This window comes from Tepidimonas aquatica, assembly GCF_007556585.1.
Taxonomy (GTDB): domain Bacteria; phylum Pseudomonadota; class Gammaproteobacteria; order Burkholderiales; family Burkholderiaceae_C; genus Tepidimonas; species Tepidimonas aquatica.
This window is the reverse complement of the sequence record NZ_VJNA01000032.1, coordinates 17,746-32,383: the sequence shown is the minus strand read 5'-3', so window position 1 is coordinate 32,383 and position 14,638 is coordinate 17,746. Positions and strand designations below refer to the sequence as shown.

Here is a 14,638-nt window from a genome sequence, read left to right as displayed (position 1 = left end):
CGGCCTCCGCCTCACGCAGGAAGCCGATGATCTGCTCTTCGGTAAAACGCTTCTTCACGTCCAATCTCCTTGTCGTTGGGGATTGGACTCCAGATCGCGGCGCTACTCAAAACCGGGGGGACGTCGCTGGTCGTGGATGTGGGCCTGCAGCGCGTCGGGCTCGCTCAAGCGTCCCTCGGCGAAGCTCAGGCGAATGACCGGGTGGCGCCGGCCCCAGTCCCAGTGGTCGGCCAGAAACAGCCGCGGTCGCTGGGCAGCGGCTGCATCCACCCCCAGCGCCACGGCGGCGGCGCCGCCTTCGAACAGCGCGCGCTGGCCGGCAAAGGCCGCGGCGATGGTGTCGATCAGCAGTGACTTGCCAAAGCGCCGCGGGCGCGACAGGAAATAAAAACTGCCTTGCTCAGCCAGCCGGGCAATGAGCGGGGTTTTGTCGATGTAGTAGTACCCCCCGTCGCGGATCTTGGCAAAGGTTTGGATGCCGATCGGCAGCTTGCGGCGTGACGTCATGCGGTCATGATAGCCTGCCGCCACTTTGGTGGACAATGCCCGCCATGGGTGCGATGCGTAACGCCACGCGCAGCGGGCTGGAGCGGGCATGGGCGTGAATGTGCGGCTGCTGCCGGGGCACCACCTGCGCTTGCTGGAGGGGGCAGCGCAGCTGGTGCCGGCGATGGTGCGTGCAATCGACCGCGCGCAGCGGCTGGTGCATGTGGAGACGTACATCTTTCACTTTGCGCACGCGGCGCTGGCGGTGGCGCAGGCGCTGGAGCGCGCGGCGCAGCGCGGGGTGACGGTGCGGCTGGTGGTGGACGCGGTGGGCACGCCGCGCCTGCCGCCCGAGTGGGCGCGGCGCTTCGACGCCGCCGGGGTGCAGTGGCGCAGTTACCGGCCGCTGGGCTGGCTGGGCTTGGCCATCCCCAGCCGCTGGCGGCGGCTGCACCGCAAGCTGTGCGTGGTGGACGGGGTGCTGGGGTTTTGCGGCGGCATCAACCTGATCGACGATTGCGACGACGTGGTGCTGGGGCGGCTGCCACAGCCGCGGCTGGACTTTGCGTTGCAGGTCAGCGGCCCGGTGGTGGCCGAGATGCTGGAGCAGATGGAGCAGCTGTGGTGGCGCATGCAGGCGGTGCGTTCGGTGGCCGAGCGCGACCTGCGCCGCGCCTGGGAGGCGCTGCGCGAGGGGGTGCCGTGGTTGGACGAGGTGCTGCGCGCGGCGCCACCCGTGCCGCCCGAGGGGATGCGCTGGCCCGAGGCGCGCGGCGCGGCGGCCGCGCTGCTGTGGCGCGACAACCTGCGCCACCGTCACGCGATCGAGCGCGCGTACCTGAAAGCCATTGGCAGCGCGCGCGAGCAGGTGATCATTGCCAATGCGTACTTCATCCCCGGGCGGCGGTTGCGCCGCGCGTTGATCCAGGCGGTGCGCCGCGGGGTGCGCGTACAGTTGCTGATCCAGGGCAAGTACGAGCGCTTTTTGCAGTACCACGCGCCGCGCCCGGTGCACCAGGCGCTGCTGGCCGCGGGGGTGGACATCCGCGAGTACGCCCCCAGCGCCCTGCACGCCAAGGTGGCGGTGGTGGACGACCGCTGGGCCACGGTGGGCTCCAGCAACCTGGACCCGATCAGCCTGCTGCTGGCGCGTGAGGCCAACGTGGTGACCACCGACCGCGGGTTTGCCACCGCGCTGCGCCGGCGGCTGGAGCACCTGCTGCACACCAGTGGCCGTGCATTGGACCTGGCCACGCTGCGGCAGCGTCCCTGGCACGACAAGGTGCGCGACGCGCTGGCCTTTGCCGTGATGCGGGCGGTGTTATTTTTGACCGGCCACCGCTATTGAGCCCTGTGCGGTGTGGGCGCAACCTGCGCGGGGGCTTGCGCGTGGTGTTAGGATGGGCGCATGCTCATGCCCAATCCTGACGCCATGACGGACACCCAGCCGCACGACGACGGCGTACCGGTTTCGGTGCGCATCCGCGAGCGCCTACGCGCGGCGCGCAAGCGGTTTCACGCCAACGACAACATCGCCGACTTTATCCAGCCCGGCGAGTTGGAGCAGTTGCTGGACGAGGTGACCGACAAGATGCAGACGGTGCTGGACAGCCTGGTCATCGACACCACCAACGACCACAACACCGAAGACACCGCGCGGCGCGTGGCCAAGATGTACCTGAAAGAGGTGTTTGCGGGGCGCTACACCAAGGCGCCGACGATCACCGAGTTCCCCAACGCCGAGCACTTGAACGAGCTGATGATCGTGGGCCCGATCACCGTGCGCAGCGCGTGCAGCCACCACTTTTGCCCGGTGATTGGCAAGCTGTGGATTGGCGTGATGCCCAACGAGCACACCAACGTCATCGGGCTGAGCAAATACGCCCGGCTGGCCGAGTGGATCATGGGCCGGCCGCAGATCCAGGAAGAGGCGGTGGTGCAGCTGGCCGACCTGATCCAGGAAAAAACCCAGCCCGACGGCTTGGCCATCGTGATGGAGGCGACGCACTACTGCATGGCGTGGCGCGGCGTCAAGGACTTGGACAGCCGCATGATCAACTCGGTCATGCGCGGGGTGTTTTTGAAGGATGCCAACCTGCGGCGGGAGTTTTTGTCGCTGCTGCCGCGCCAAGTGCAGCAGTGAAAGGGGCGGGCGATGCTGGTGCGATTGCTCTACGTCAGCCGGGCGCGCGAAGGCCACACGCAGCAGGATATTGAAGCTATCCTGCACTCGGCGCGGCACCACAACCTGCACAACGGCATCACCGGCATTTTGTGCTACGGCGGTGGCATTTACCTGCAAGCCATCGAAGGTGGGCGCGGCGCCGTCAACCGGCTGTACAAGCAGATCATCGAGGACCCGCGTCACCACGACGTGGAGCTGCTGCTGTACGAGGAAATCACCGAGCGGCGCTTTGGCGGCTGGACGATGGGGCAGGTCAACCTGTCCAAGCTCAACACGTCGATCGTGCTGAAGTACTCCGAGCGACCCGAGTTCGACCCCTACAGCGTGTCGGGCAAGGTGTCGCTGGCGTTGCTGGAGGAGTTGATGGCCACGGCCAGCATCATCGGCCGCGCGTAGCGTCGCCGCACACGGGGCAATCCGGACGGCGCGCCAGTTGCACGTCGGTGAACTGGCTGGCGCGGCCGTCGAACATCAGCAGGCGGCCGGTCAGCGCCGCGCCGATGCCGGCCAGCAGCTTGATGGCTTCGGCCGCCTGCAACGTGCCGATGATGCCCACCAGCGGCGCAAACACCCCCATCGTGGCGCAGTGCACCTCCTCAGGCGCCTGCTCAGGCGGGAACAGGCAGGCGTAGCAGGGGCTGGTCGGCTGGCGCGGGTCGTACACCGCCACCTGGCCGTCGAAGCGGATGGCCGCGCCCGACACCAGCGGCACGCCGTGGCGCACGCAGGCGCGGTTGATGGCGTGACGGGTGGCGAAGTTGTCGGTGCAGTCCAGTGCCACCTGCGCGCCAGGCAGCAGGGCATCGAGCAGTGCGTCGTCGGCACGTTGCTGGATGGTGTGCACCTGCACCTCGGGGTTGATGGCCAGCATGGCCTGCCGGGCCGAGTCCACCTTGGGCTGGCCGACGCGTTGCAGCGTGTGCGCGATCTGGCGCTGCAGGTTGGTGGTGTCAACCGTGTCGGTGTCCACCAGCGTGATGCGGCCCACGCCGGCGCTGGCCAGGTACAGCGCCACGGGGGATCCCAGCCCCCCTGCGCCGACGACCACGGCATGGGCGGCCAACAGCCGCTCCTGCCCCTCGATGCCGATATCGTCCAGCAGGATGTGGCGCGAGTAGCGCAGCAACTGCTCGTCGGTCATGGCGCGACGGGTCAGTTGTCGGCTTTGGCCGGCCGCTCGGTGGCGGTTGTGCTGGCCACCACCGGCAGACCTTTGAGGTGGTTGAGCGCCTGCTGCAGCTGGAAGTCTTTGTCGGAGCCGAATTCGGGCAACAGCCGCGTGCCGGGGTTTTTGCGCTGTTCTTCTTCCAGGCGCTGGCGGGCCGCCTCGCGTTCGCGCTCGCGCTGGCGGGCGGCCTCGCGCTCGGCGTCGGTCAGGGCTTTTTCGTCGGGGCCGGCCAGGTGTTTGTCCAGGTCGGCTTCCCGCGTGCGTAGCGCGGCAAACAGGTTGCCCTCGGGCGTTTCGTCCACCCAGATGTCGGGCACGATGCCCTTGGCCTGGATCGAGCGGCCGCTGGGCGTGTAGTAGCGCGCCGTGGTCAGCTTGATGGCGGTGTCCGGCCCCAGCGGGCGCACCGTTTGCACCGAGCCCTTGCCAAAGGTCTGGCTGCCCATGATGGTGGCGCGCTTGTGGTCTTGCAGCGCGCCGGCCACGATTTCACTGGCGGAGGCCGAGCCTTCGTTGACCAGCACGACCACCGGCAGCCGCTTGAGCACCCCTTGCGTGTTGACGGTCAGCCGCGCGATGGGGTCGGTGCCGGCGCGGCGCAGGTAGTCGCGCGGCGTGGCGCGGTAGGTGGCCTTGCTTTCTTCCAATTGCCCGTTGGTGGTGACCACCACCGCGCCGTCGGGCAAAAAGGCCGCGGCCAGCCCAACGGCGGCGTCCAGCAGGCCGCCGGGGTCGTTGCGCAGGTCCAGCACCAACCCCTTGAGCTTGGGCTCGGCACGCACGATCTCTTCCAGCTTGCGCGCGAAGTCCTCCAGCGTGCGCTCCTGGAACTGCGACACGCGCACCCAGGCGTAGCCGGGCTCGACGACCTTGGCGCGCACGCTGACGGTTTTGATTTCCTGCCGCGTGATGGTGACGCGGAAGGTGCGGTTTTCGTCGCGGCGAAACACCGTCAGGTCGACCTTGGTGTTGGGCTCGCCGCGCATGCGCTTGACGGCTTCGTTGATGGTGAGGCCCTTGACGGCCGTGTCGTCGATTTTGGTGATGAGGTCGCCGGCCTTCAGCCCGGCTTTGAAGGCGGGCGAGCCCTCGATCGGCGACACCACTTTGACCAGCCCGTCTTCCATCGTGATTTCGATGCCGACGCCAACGAAGCGCCCCGAGGTGCCTTCACGGAATTCCTTGAAGCTCTTGGCATCGAAGTACTGCGAGTGCGGGTCCAGCGACGCCACCATGCCGCTGATGGCGTCGGTGATGAGTTTTTTGTCGTCGACCGGCTCGACGTAGTCGCTCTTGATGATGCCGTAGACGGCGGCGAACTGCTGCAGCTCCTGCAGCGGCAGCGGCGCAAACGTGGCGCGCGCCGTGGCTTGCAGCCCGACGGTGGTCAGCGCTCCGGCCAGCGCGCCCAGCGCCAGCCAACCTGCGATCCTTGCTTTGTGCCCCATGGTGTAACCTGCGTGCTCGTTGCGCGGCACTATACACCTTGGAGGAGCGGCGTGACGCCCGAGTTCACGGCGACCCCCGTGTCGCCATGGGAGGGGGCGTAGCGCGCCGATACGTTCAGGCGCTGCCCTGGCGCGCCACCGCCGCGGCCGCGGCCTCGGCCGCCGCCGCGTCGCCCAGGTAGTAGCGGCGCAGCGGGCGCAGCGCGGCGTCGAATTCGTACACCAGCGGCACGCCGTTGGGGATGTTGAGGTTGACGATGTCGGCATCCGAAATGCCGTCCAGGTGCTTGATCAGGGCGCGGATCGAGTTGCCGTGCGCCGAGATCAGCACGCGCTGGCCGCTGCGGATGGCCGGGGCGATGGCTTCGTTCCAGTACGGCACCACGCGCGCCACCGTGTCCTTGAGGCACTCGGTCAGGGGGATTTGCTCGGGCGCCAGGTGGGCGTAGCGCCGGTCGTGGCGCTGGCCGCGCGGGTCGTCGGGCGTGAGCGCCGGCGGCGGCACGTCGTAGCTGCGGCGCCACTGCAACACCTGCTGCTCGCCGTACTGGCGCACCATGTCGGCCTTGTTGAGCCCTTGCAGCGCGCCGTAGTGGCGCTCGTTGAGCCGCCAGTCCTTGACCACCGGCAGCCAGGTGCGGTCCATTTCGTCCAGCACGTACCACAGCGTGTGGATGGCGCGCTTGAGCACGCTGGTGAAGCACAGGTCAAAGTCCCAGCCCTCGTCGCGCAGCAGGCGGCCGGCGGCGATGGCCTGCGACACCCCGGTGGGCGTGAGGTCGACGTCGGTCCAGCCGGTGAAGCGGTTTTCCAGGTTCCAGGTCGATTCGCCGTGGCGGATGAGGACGAGCTTGTACATGGTGCGGGCGTGCGCAGCAGGCGCACGAGGTTGGGTGGCCTGTGGGGAAAACCCCAACATTCTAGAATACCGGACGGGGCAGGCCGCGCGTGCGGCGCTGCGTCATGAACCCAACGAGGAACGCTCAACCGTGGATTTTTTGCTCGACAACTGGGTGCTGGTGGCGGTGGCCGCCGGCTCGGGCTTGATGTTGCTGTGGCCGGTCATTTCGGGCGGCGTGGCGGCGGGGGTGGATCCCACGCAGGCGGTGCAGTTGATCAACCGTGACAAGGCGGTGGTGATCGATGTGTGCACGCCGGCGGAGTTCGCGGCCGGCCACGTCGCGGGCGCGCGCAACGTGCCGCTGGACCAGTTGGCCGAGCGGCTGCCGCAGGTGGTCAAGGACAAGAGCGTGCCGGTGGTGCTGGTGTGCGCCTCGGGGGTGCGCTCGCGTCGGGCGGCGGCGCTGGCCAAAAAACTGGGCTACGAGCGCGCCGTGTCGCTGGCCGGGGGCATGGCCGCGTGGCGCGCGGCCAGCCTGCCGGTGCAGCAGGGATGAGCCTACTACCCCCAACCTTGGAGATCGCACCGTGGCCCACGTCAAGATTTACAGCAGCGACTACTGCCCATACTGCCACCGCGCCAAGGCGTTGCTGCGCGCGCGCGGCGTGACCGAGTGGGAGGAAGTCAACGTCGACGGCCGCCCGGACGTGCGGCAGGCGATGGCGCAGCTGGTGGGGCGTACCAGCGTGCCACAGATTTTTATCGACGGGCAGCACATTGGCGGCTGCGACGATCTGCACGCGCTGGATGCGCGCGGCGGCTTGGAGCCGCTGCTGCGCGGCCAGCGCTGATCGTACGCCGCCGCACGCGGGCCGGCGGTGTGCCCGGACGGGGCCGGCGCCGCTGCCATAATCGCGGGCTGAACCAGCCGCGAACCGGTGGGCGATGGGCGCCCGCGGCGCTGGCTGTGGCAACCTACCTGAGCACTCAACCATGGCGGACGAACAGCAAGCCCCGACCCCCGTATTCCAAATCCAGCGCGTGTACCTGAAGGAGGCCTCGCTGGAGCAGCCCAACTCCCCGGCCATTTTTCTGGAGCAACAGCAGCCCAGCGTCGACATCCAGCTCGGCGTCGAGGCGCAGTCGCTGGCGGAAGGGGTGTTCGAAATCGCCGTGGCGGCCACCGTGCACACCAAGATCGGCGAGCGCACGGTGTTCCTGGTCGAATGCAAGCAAGCCGGGATCTTCGAAATCCGCCACATCCCGCAGGAGCTGATGCAGCAAGTCATCGGCATCCAGTGCCCGCAGATCGTTTACCCCTACCTGCGCGCCAACGTGGCGGACCTGATCCAGCGTGCGGGCTTCCCCCCGGTGCACCTGGCCGAAATCAACTTTCAGGCCATGTACGAGCAGCAGCTGGCGCAGCAGCAACAACAACAGGCGGCCGCCAACGGCCAGGCTTGACGTCCGCGGCGGGCCATGCGCATCACGTTCATCGGCGCGGGGGCCTGGGGCACCGCGCTGGCGGTCGTCGCAGCGCAAGCGGGGCACGAGGTGCGCCTGTGGGCGCGCGACGCCGACCAGGCGGCGACCATGGCGCGCGAGCGCGTCAATGCCCGCTACCTGCCGGGGGTGCCGCTGCCGGCCGCGCTGCAATGCGCCGGGGGCGACGACACGGCGCTGCGCCTATGGCTGACCGACACCGAGTTGGTGGTGCTGGGCGTGCCGATGGCGGCGTTGCGGCCGTGGCTGGCCCGGCTGGCCGAGGTGTGGCCGGCGGGTGGCCCCGCCGCGCCGCCGGTGGTGTGGCTGTGCAAGGGTTTCGAGCGCCCGCAAGCCGCCAACGCGCCGGGCTTGCTGGGGCACGAAATCGCGCAGCAGGTGGCGCCTGCGCTGGCGGTGGGGGTGTTCGGCGGCCCCAGTTTTGCGCGCGAGGTGGCGCAGGGGCTGCCCACCGCGCTGGTGGCCGCCAGCGCCCACGCCCATGTGCGCGACGCTCTGGTGGCGGCGTTCCACGGCCAGGTGCTGCGGGTGTATGCCAACGATGACGTGGTCGGCGTGGAGGTGGGCGGGGCGGTCAAGAATGTGCTGGCCATCGCCACCGGCTTGAGCGATGGGCTGCAACTGGGCCACAACGCGCGCGCGGCGCTGATCACGCGTGGCTTGGCCGAGATGACGCGCTTGGGGCTTGCGCTGGGCGCACGCGCCGACACCTTCATGGGCCTGACGGGCTTGGGCGACCTGGTGCTGACGGCCACCGGTGACCTCAGCCGCAACCGGCAGGTGGGCCTGCGGCTGGCGCAGGGCATGGACTTAAGCGCCGCGGTGGCCTCGCTGGGGCATGTGGCCGAAGGGGTTTACAGCGCCCGCACGGTGGCGCTGCGCGCCGCGCAGCTGGGGGTGGATGTGCCGATCACCCAGGCGGTGGTGGCGGTGCTGGACGGCCAGCTCGACGCCCGCCGCGCCGTCGAGCGCCTGATGGGCCGCGACCCGCGGGCGGAGTGACACGGCCGACCGTGATACCGCGGCCCGACCTCGTCAAAACTCCCAGTTGTCGATGAGGCGCGTGCGCCCCAGGCGGGCGGCGCCCAGCACCACGAGTTCGCCGGGGCGGATATCGCGCGGCTCGGGCGGCAGCAGGTCGTGGCGGCGGCGCACCGTGATGTAGTCCGGCTGCCAGCCTTGCGCCGCCAGCGTTTGCATGGCGCGCTGCTCCAGCGCCGCCAGGTTGTGCTCGCCACCCAGCACGTCAGCGGCCACGGTGCGCAGCGTCTGCACCAGTTGCGGGGCCTGGGCGCGCTCGGCGGCTGACAGGTAGCCGTTGCGCGAGCTCAGCGCCAGCCCGTCGGGGGCGCGTGCCGTGTCCAGGCCGTGGATCGTGATGGGCAGCGCAAACTGCTGCACCATGTGGCGGATCACCATCAGCTGCTGGTAGTCTTTTTTGCCGAAGACGGCGTGGCGCTCGCCCCGGGCGTTGGCAAACACGCACTGAAACAGCTTCATGACCACCGTGCACACGCCGGTGAAAAAGCCGGGCCGAAAATGCCCTTCCAGCATATCGGCCAGGGCCGGGGGCGGCTGCACCTTGAATGTCTGGGGCTGGGGGTACAGCTCCTCTTCCGCCGGGGCAAAGACGATGTCGCAGCCCAGCGCCGCGAGCTTGTCGCAGTCCGCCTGCAAGGTGCGCGGGTAGGTGTCGAAGTCCTCGTGGGGCAAAAACTGCAGGCGGTTGACGAAGATGCTGGCCACCGTGACGTCACCCAGAGTACGCGCGTGCCGCACCAGGGCCAGGTGGCCGTCGTGCAGGTTGCCCATCGTGGGCACGAAAGCGGGGTGGTCGTGGCGCGCCAGCGCTTGGCGCAGCTCGGCGATGGTGTGGATGACCTGCATGGTGGTCAAACGGAAGGAAGTTACCAGGCGTGCAGCGCGTCGTTGGGGAAGGTGCCGTCTTTGACGGCGGCCACGTAGGCGGCCATGGCGTCGCGCACGCTGGCGGCGCCTTCCATGAAGTTGCGCACGAATTTGGGCGTTTTGCCCAGATGGATGCCGAGCATGTCGTGCATCACCAGCACCTGCCCGGCGGTGCCGCGCCCGCTGCCTATGCCGATGGTGTGGCAGCGCGGCAATTGCTGGGTGATCTCGGTGGCCAGCGCGGCGGGCACCATCTCCAGCACCAGCATCGTGGCGCCGGCGTCTTGCAGCGCCAGCGCGTCGCGGCGCAGGCGCTCGGCTTCGGCGTGCGAGCGGCCCTGCACGCGGTAGCCGCCCAGGGCGTGCACGGTTTGCGGCGTCAGGCCCAGGTGCGCGCACACGGGGATGCCGCGCTCGACCAGAAAGCGCACCGTCTCGACCGTCCAGCCGCCGCCTTCGAGCTTGACCATGTGCGCGCCGGCCTGCATCAGCGCGGCGGCGCTGCGCAGCGCCTGCTCGCGCGACTCCTGGTAGGTGCCAAACGGCAGGTCGCCAATGATCCACACCGTGCCTTGCACGCGGCGCACCCCGCGCACCACGCACTCGGTGTGGTAGCACATCTCTTCCAGGGTGACGCCCACGGTGCTGGGGCGGCCTTGGCAGACCATGCCGAGCGAATCACCCACCAACAGGCAGTCCACGCCGGCATGGTCGGCCACCGCGGCAAAGGTGGCGTCGTAGGCGGTGAGCATGGCGATTTTTTCGCCGCGCTCGCGCATCTCCTGCAGGCGCGGCAGGCTGATCGGTTTGCGTGGTGGCAGCGGCGCTGCCGCGGGCAAGGTGCCGTAGGGGGTGTGGGCGGTGGTGTCGCTCATGCGGGGATCCCGGTCGCAGTGTCGAGGCAAGGCGCTAGTCTAGTGCATTCGTTGCACCGCAACAGCGCGACACCGCGGCCCGTGCCGTGGCCCCGACGGGGTGTGTATGCTTGGCGCCCTGTGCGCGTGCCCGCGCTGCTTTGCGATGATGACCATGGCTTCACCGATGACCGCTCGACCCGACCCGCTCAGCCTGCAGCCACCGCTGCCCGACGTGCAAACCCAAGCCGCCGCCGACGCGGCGCGCGCGCTGGCCGAGGACGTGGGCCCCGGCGACCTGACCGCGGCGCTGGTGGACGGGCAGCTCACGATGCGCGCGCGCGTGATAGCACGCCAAGACGCCGTGGTGTGCGGCCGGCCGTGGGTGGAGGCCGCGCTGCACGCGCTTGACCCGTCGGCGCGCTGGAGCTGGCAGGTGGCCGAAGGGCAATGGGTGACGGCCGGTGGCACGGTGTTCGAGGTGCAGGCCCACGCCCGCGCCCTGCTGAGCGCCGAGCGCACGATGCTGAACTTTTTGCAAACCTTGTCGGCGGTGGCCACCCACACGCGCCGCTACGTGGACGCGGTGGCGGGCACGCGCGCGCGCATCTGCGACACGCGCAAAACCCTGCCGGGGTTGCGTGTGGCGCAAAAGTACGCGGTGCGCGTGGGCGGCGGGCTCAACCATCGGCTGGGGCTGCACGACGCCATCCTGATCAAGGAAAACCACATCGCCGCCGCCGGGGGCGTGGCCGCGGCGTTGCAGCGCGCGCAGGCGTTGGCGCCGCAGGCGCTGTTTGTGCAGATCGAGGTCGAGACGCTGGCGCAGCTGGACGAAGCCCTGCAGGCCGGCGCGCGCCTGATCCTGCTGGACAATATGGACTTGGCCACGCTGCGCGAGGCGGTGCGGCGCAACGATGCCCACCCTGGCGGCGGGGCGGTGCTGGAGATTTCCGGTGGCGTGACGCTGGCCAACGTGCGCGCACTGGCCGAAACGGGTGTGGACCGCATCTCGGTCGGGGCACTGACCAAGGACGTGCAGGCCGTGGACCTGTCGATGCGGCTGCTGCCGTGCGCGTGAGCACCCCATGTGCATAGGAAGGCGACGATGGAACAGGTGATCGAAGTCGAAGTGGAGCAGCCCGCGTGCACGACGCGCCACGCCTGGGCGCGGGTGCCCGAGGAACCCTCCACCGCCGAGCGCGAGGCGCTCAAAGCCCGCATCCGCACCCTGTTGCGCGAGCGCGACGCCGTCATGGTGTCGCACTATTACGTGCACCCCGACCTGCAGGACTTGGCCGAGGAAACCGGCGGCATCGTCAGTGACAGCCTGGAGATGGCGCGCTTTGGCCGTGACCACCCGGCGCGCACGTTGGTGGTGTCGGGCGTGCGCTTCATGGGCGAGACGGCCAAAATCCTGTCGCCGGACAAGACCGTGCTGATGCCGGACCTGGACGCCACCTGCTCGCTGGACGTGGGCTGCCCGCCGGACGACTTTGCGGCCTTTCGGACCCAGCACCCGGACCGCACGGTGGTGGTGTACGCCAACACCAGCGCTGCCGTCAAAGCGCAGGCCGACTGGGTGGTGACGTCGAGCTGCGCGCTGGACATCGTGCGTGCGCTGAAGGACGCCGGCCACAAGATCCTGTGGGCGCCGGACAAGCACCTGGGCGGCTACATCCAGCGCGAGACCGGTGCCGACATGGTGCTGTGGAAGGGCTCGTGCGTGGTGCACGACGAGTTCAAAGCCTTCGAGCTGGAGGCGCTGCGGCGCGAATACCCCGAGGCCAAGGTGCTGGTGCACCCGGAAAGCCCCGCGGCGGTGGTGGCGCAGGCCGATGTGGTGGGGTCGACGTCGCAGATCCTGCAGGCGGCTGCCACGCTGGACGCCAAGGTGTTCATCGTCGCCACCGACAACGGCATGATGCACAAGTTGCGCCAGCGCCACCCGGACAAGCTGTTTTTGGAAGCGCCCACCGCCGGCTCCAGCGCCACCTGCAAGAGCTGCGCGCACTGCCCGTGGATGGCGATGAACGGCCTGCGCGGGGTGCTGCAGGTGTTGGAGACGGGCCTCAACGAGGTGCATGTGGACCCGGCGCTGATCCCACGGGCACGGCTGCCGATCGAGCGCATGCTGGCGTTCACTGCAGCGCGCAAGCGCGGCGAGCCGCTGGGTGCCCTGGTGCCCCACCTGGGCGCGGCCTGAGCCCCAATCCCCCACGCCGGGCAGGGCCATCATCCGCCCCGCGGGCCGGTGCAGGCGGGCACCGCGCTGCCATTGGGGCGGCTGTCGGCCACCTGGGAGCCGCAACGCCCATCGAGGCAGCCCTGAAGCTTCAGTCCGCCGACGTGCTGCCGGCGACCGCGGCGGCTAGGCCTGCGCGCGCAGCTCCTGCGTGATGCGCATCGAGCAAAACTTGGGCCCGCACATCGAACAAAACGGCGCGCGCTTGGCGGCGTCCTTGGGCAGCGTTTCGTCGTGGTAGGCGCGCGCCGTGTCCGGGTCCAACGCCAGGTTGAACTGGTCCTGCCAGCGGAACTCGAAGCGGGCCTTGGACATCGCGTTGTCGCGGATCTGCGCACCCGGGTGGCCCTTGGCGAGGTCCGCCGCGTGCGCAGCGATCTTGTACGCGATCAGCCCTTGCTTGACGTCGTCGCGGTTGGGCAACCCCAGGTGCTCCTTGGGGGTGACGTAGCACAGCATCGCGGTGCCGTACCAGCCGATTTGCGCCGCGCCGATGGCGCTGGCCAGATGGTCGTAGCCCGGTGCGATGTCGGTCACCAGCGGCCCCAGGGTGTAAAACGGCGCTTCGAAGCACGCGCGCAGCTGTTCGTCCATGTTGGCCTGGATCAGCTGCATCGGCACGTGGCCCGGCCCCTCGATCATCACCTGCACGTCGTGCCGCCAGGCGATCTGGGTCAGCTCGCCCAGCGTGCGCAGCTCGGCCATTTGCGCCTCGTCGTTGGCGTCGTGGATGCTGCCGGGGCGCAAGCCATCGCCCAGGCTGAAGGCGACGTCGTAGGCCTTCATGATGGCGCAGATGTCCTCGAAGTGGGTGTAGAGGAAGTTTTCCTGCCCATGCGCCTGGCACCAGCGCGCCATGATCGAGCCGCCGCGCGACACGATGCCGGTCAGGCGCCGCTCGGTCAGGGGGATGAAGTCGCGCCGCACCCCGGCGTGGATCGTGAAGTAATCCACGCCCTGTTCGGCCTGTTCGATGAGGGTGTCACGAAACACCTCCCAGCTCAGCGCCTCGGGGTCGCCGCCCACCTTTTCCAGCGCCTGGTAAATCGGCACGGTACCGATCGGCACCGGGCTGTTGCGGATGATCCACTCGCGCGTTTCGTGGATGTGCGCGCCGGTGGACAGGTCCATCACGGTGTCGGCGCCCCAGCGGGTGGCCCACACCATTTTGTCCACCTCGGCGGCGATGTCGGACGCCAGCGCCGAGTTGCCGATGTTGGCGTTGACTTTGACCAAAAAGTGGCGGCCGATGATCATCGGCTCGCTCTCGGGGTGGTTGACGTTGGCCGGGATGATGGCGCGCCCGGCGGCCACCTCCTGGCGCACGAACTCCGGCGTGATCTCGGCCGGGATGCGCGCGCCCCACGCTTGCCCCTGGTGCTGGTGCAGCAGCACCTCGGCCATGCGCTGGCCGCGCGGGCCGCTGGCGCGCAGCGCCTCCAGGTAGGCTTGGCGGTTGAGGTTTTCGCGGATGGCGACGAACTCCATCTCGGGCGTGACGATGCCGCGGCGCGCGTAGTGCATTTGCGTCACGTTGGCGCCCGCACGGGCGCGCCGGATCGGGTGGGCGCGACCGGGGTGACGCAGCGCTGCGGTGGTGGGGTCGGCCTCGCGCTGGCGCCCCCAGGCGCTGCTGGGGCCGCCAAGCGCTTCGGTGTCGCCCCGCGCCTCGACCCACGCCAGCCGCAGCGGTGGCAGGCCGCGACGGATGTCGATGTCGGCGTCGTGCGCGGTGTAGGGGCCGGAGGTGTCGTAGACGAACACCGGCGGGTTGGGCTCGCCACCCAGCGCCTGGGGCGTGGGGCTTTGCGCGATGGCGCGCATTGGCACGCGCACGTCGGGCCGGCTGCCGGTGACGTACACCTTGCGCGAGCCGCAGATCGGGCCCACGGTGATGCCGGCGGTCGCCGGGTCGTTGCCGGCCGGGTCGGCGGTGGCGATGGGGATGGTCGCAGTGGTCATGGAGCGCTCCTCGGGGTGGTGGGGGAGGCTCCGGAGGC

The 14,638-nt window shown here is 69.3% G+C and carries 15 protein-coding genes and 1 pseudogene; 9 read left to right on the top strand and 7 right to left on the bottom strand.

Annotated features, from left to right (window positions below; translation table 11 throughout):
• Window positions 1-102: 102 nt before the first annotated feature.
• Complete coding sequence (locus tag Taqua_RS11005; RefSeq protein WP_144326695.1) at window positions 103-507, bottom strand: AAA family ATPase; 405 nt, start codon at window positions 505-507, stop codon at window positions 103-105.
• An 88-nt stretch (window positions 508-595) separates the two neighbouring features.
• Here Taqua_RS11005 and clsB point away from each other — a divergent pair, with 88 nt between their 5' ends.
• The 3 genes from clsB to Taqua_RS10990 all read left to right on the top strand — a co-directional run bounded on the left by clsB (window position 596) and on the right by Taqua_RS10990 (window position 3,067).
• Window positions 596-1,834 carry a cardiolipin synthase ClsB gene (gene clsB / locus Taqua_RS11000; RefSeq protein ID WP_144326694.1) on the top strand — a complete coding sequence of 413 codons (1,239 nt, stop codon included), beginning with the start codon at window positions 596-598 and terminating at the stop codon, window positions 1,832-1,834.
• Window positions 1,835-1,900: 66 nt separating this feature from the next.
• Window positions 1,901-2,629, top strand: a complete 729-nt coding sequence (folE, locus tag Taqua_RS10995; RefSeq protein WP_144326697.1) for a GTP cyclohydrolase I — start codon at window positions 1,901-1,903, stop codon at window positions 2,627-2,629.
• Window positions 2,630-2,641: 12 nt separating this feature from the next.
• Window positions 2,642-3,067, top strand: coding sequence for a BLUF domain-containing protein (locus Taqua_RS10990; RefSeq protein ID WP_144326693.1), 426 nt, complete (start codon window positions 2,642-2,644; stop codon window positions 3,065-3,067).
• Here Taqua_RS10990 and Taqua_RS10985 read toward each other — a convergent pair.
• The 3 genes from Taqua_RS10985 to gpmA form a co-directional block, all read right to left on the bottom strand.
• Window positions 3,051-3,812 (bottom strand): HesA/MoeB/ThiF family protein, encoded by a 762-nt coding sequence (locus Taqua_RS10985; protein ID WP_144326692.1) that lies wholly within the window; start codon window positions 3,810-3,812, stop codon window positions 3,051-3,053. The two genes, Taqua_RS10990 and Taqua_RS10985, sit on opposite strands and share 17 nt — an antisense overlap.
• Before the next feature lie 11 nt (window positions 3,813-3,823).
• Window positions 3,824-5,287, bottom strand: coding sequence for a S41 family peptidase (locus Taqua_RS10980; RefSeq protein ID WP_144326691.1), 1,464 nt, complete (start codon window positions 5,285-5,287; stop codon window positions 3,824-3,826).
• 115 nt (window positions 5,288-5,402) lie between these two features.
• Window positions 5,403-6,146, bottom strand: a complete 744-nt coding sequence (gene gpmA, locus Taqua_RS10975) for a 2,3-diphosphoglycerate-dependent phosphoglycerate mutase (protein ID WP_144326690.1) — start codon at window positions 6,144-6,146, stop codon at window positions 5,403-5,405.
• Window positions 6,147-6,276: 130 nt separating this feature from the next.
• On the opposite strand from gpmA, the gene Taqua_RS10970 reads away from it, so the two are divergent.
• The 4 genes from Taqua_RS10970 to Taqua_RS10955 all read left to right on the top strand — a co-directional run bounded on the left by Taqua_RS10970 (window position 6,277) and on the right by Taqua_RS10955 (window position 8,633).
• Window positions 6,277-6,684 (top strand): rhodanese-like domain-containing protein, encoded by a 408-nt coding sequence (locus tag Taqua_RS10970; protein ID WP_144326689.1) that lies wholly within the window; start codon window positions 6,277-6,279, stop codon window positions 6,682-6,684.
• A gap of 31 nt (window positions 6,685-6,715) precedes the next feature.
• Complete coding sequence (gene grxC / locus Taqua_RS10965; RefSeq protein WP_144326688.1) at window positions 6,716-6,979, top strand: glutaredoxin 3; 264 nt, start codon at window positions 6,716-6,718, stop codon at window positions 6,977-6,979.
• A gap of 142 nt (window positions 6,980-7,121) precedes the next feature.
• Window positions 7,122-7,592, top strand: coding sequence for a protein-export chaperone SecB (gene secB, locus Taqua_RS10960; protein ID WP_144326687.1), 471 nt, complete (start codon window positions 7,122-7,124; stop codon window positions 7,590-7,592).
• A 15-nt stretch (window positions 7,593-7,607) separates the two neighbouring features.
• Window positions 7,608-8,633 (top strand): NAD(P)H-dependent glycerol-3-phosphate dehydrogenase, encoded by a 1,026-nt coding sequence (locus Taqua_RS10955; protein WP_144326686.1) that lies wholly within the window; start codon window positions 7,608-7,610, stop codon window positions 8,631-8,633.
• A gap of 33 nt (window positions 8,634-8,666) precedes the next feature.
• Here Taqua_RS10955 and panC read toward each other — a convergent pair whose 3' ends face one another.
• Complete coding sequence (gene panC, locus Taqua_RS10950) at window positions 8,667-9,518, bottom strand: pantoate--beta-alanine ligase (protein WP_144326685.1); 852 nt, start codon at window positions 9,516-9,518, stop codon at window positions 8,667-8,669.
• A gap of 20 nt (window positions 9,519-9,538) precedes the next feature.
• The gene (panB, locus tag Taqua_RS10945; protein WP_144326684.1) at window positions 9,539-10,414 is read right to left on the bottom strand and encodes a 3-methyl-2-oxobutanoate hydroxymethyltransferase; all 876 of its coding nucleotides are present in this window, start codon (window positions 10,412-10,414) and stop codon (window positions 9,539-9,541) included.
• Window positions 10,415-10,580: 166 nt separating this feature from the next.
• Here panB and nadC point away from each other — a divergent pair, with 166 nt between their 5' ends.
• Together nadC and nadA are read left to right on the top strand one after the other, a co-directional pair.
• A complete protein-coding gene (gene nadC, locus Taqua_RS10940; protein WP_144326683.1) occupies window positions 10,581-11,474 on the top strand; it encodes a carboxylating nicotinate-nucleotide diphosphorylase in 894 nt (297 codons plus the stop codon).
• A gap of 27 nt (window positions 11,475-11,501) precedes the next feature.
• A complete protein-coding gene (gene nadA / locus Taqua_RS10935) occupies window positions 11,502-12,599 on the top strand; it encodes a quinolinate synthase NadA (RefSeq protein WP_144326682.1) in 1,098 nt (365 codons plus the stop codon).
• 177 nt (window positions 12,600-12,776) lie between these two features.
• Here the strand turns inward: nadA and thiC are convergent.
• A pseudogene (gene thiC, locus Taqua_RS10930) lies at window positions 12,777-14,600 on the bottom strand (phosphomethylpyrimidine synthase ThiC); the annotation flags it as partial.
• Window positions 14,601-14,638 lie beyond the last annotated feature (38 nt).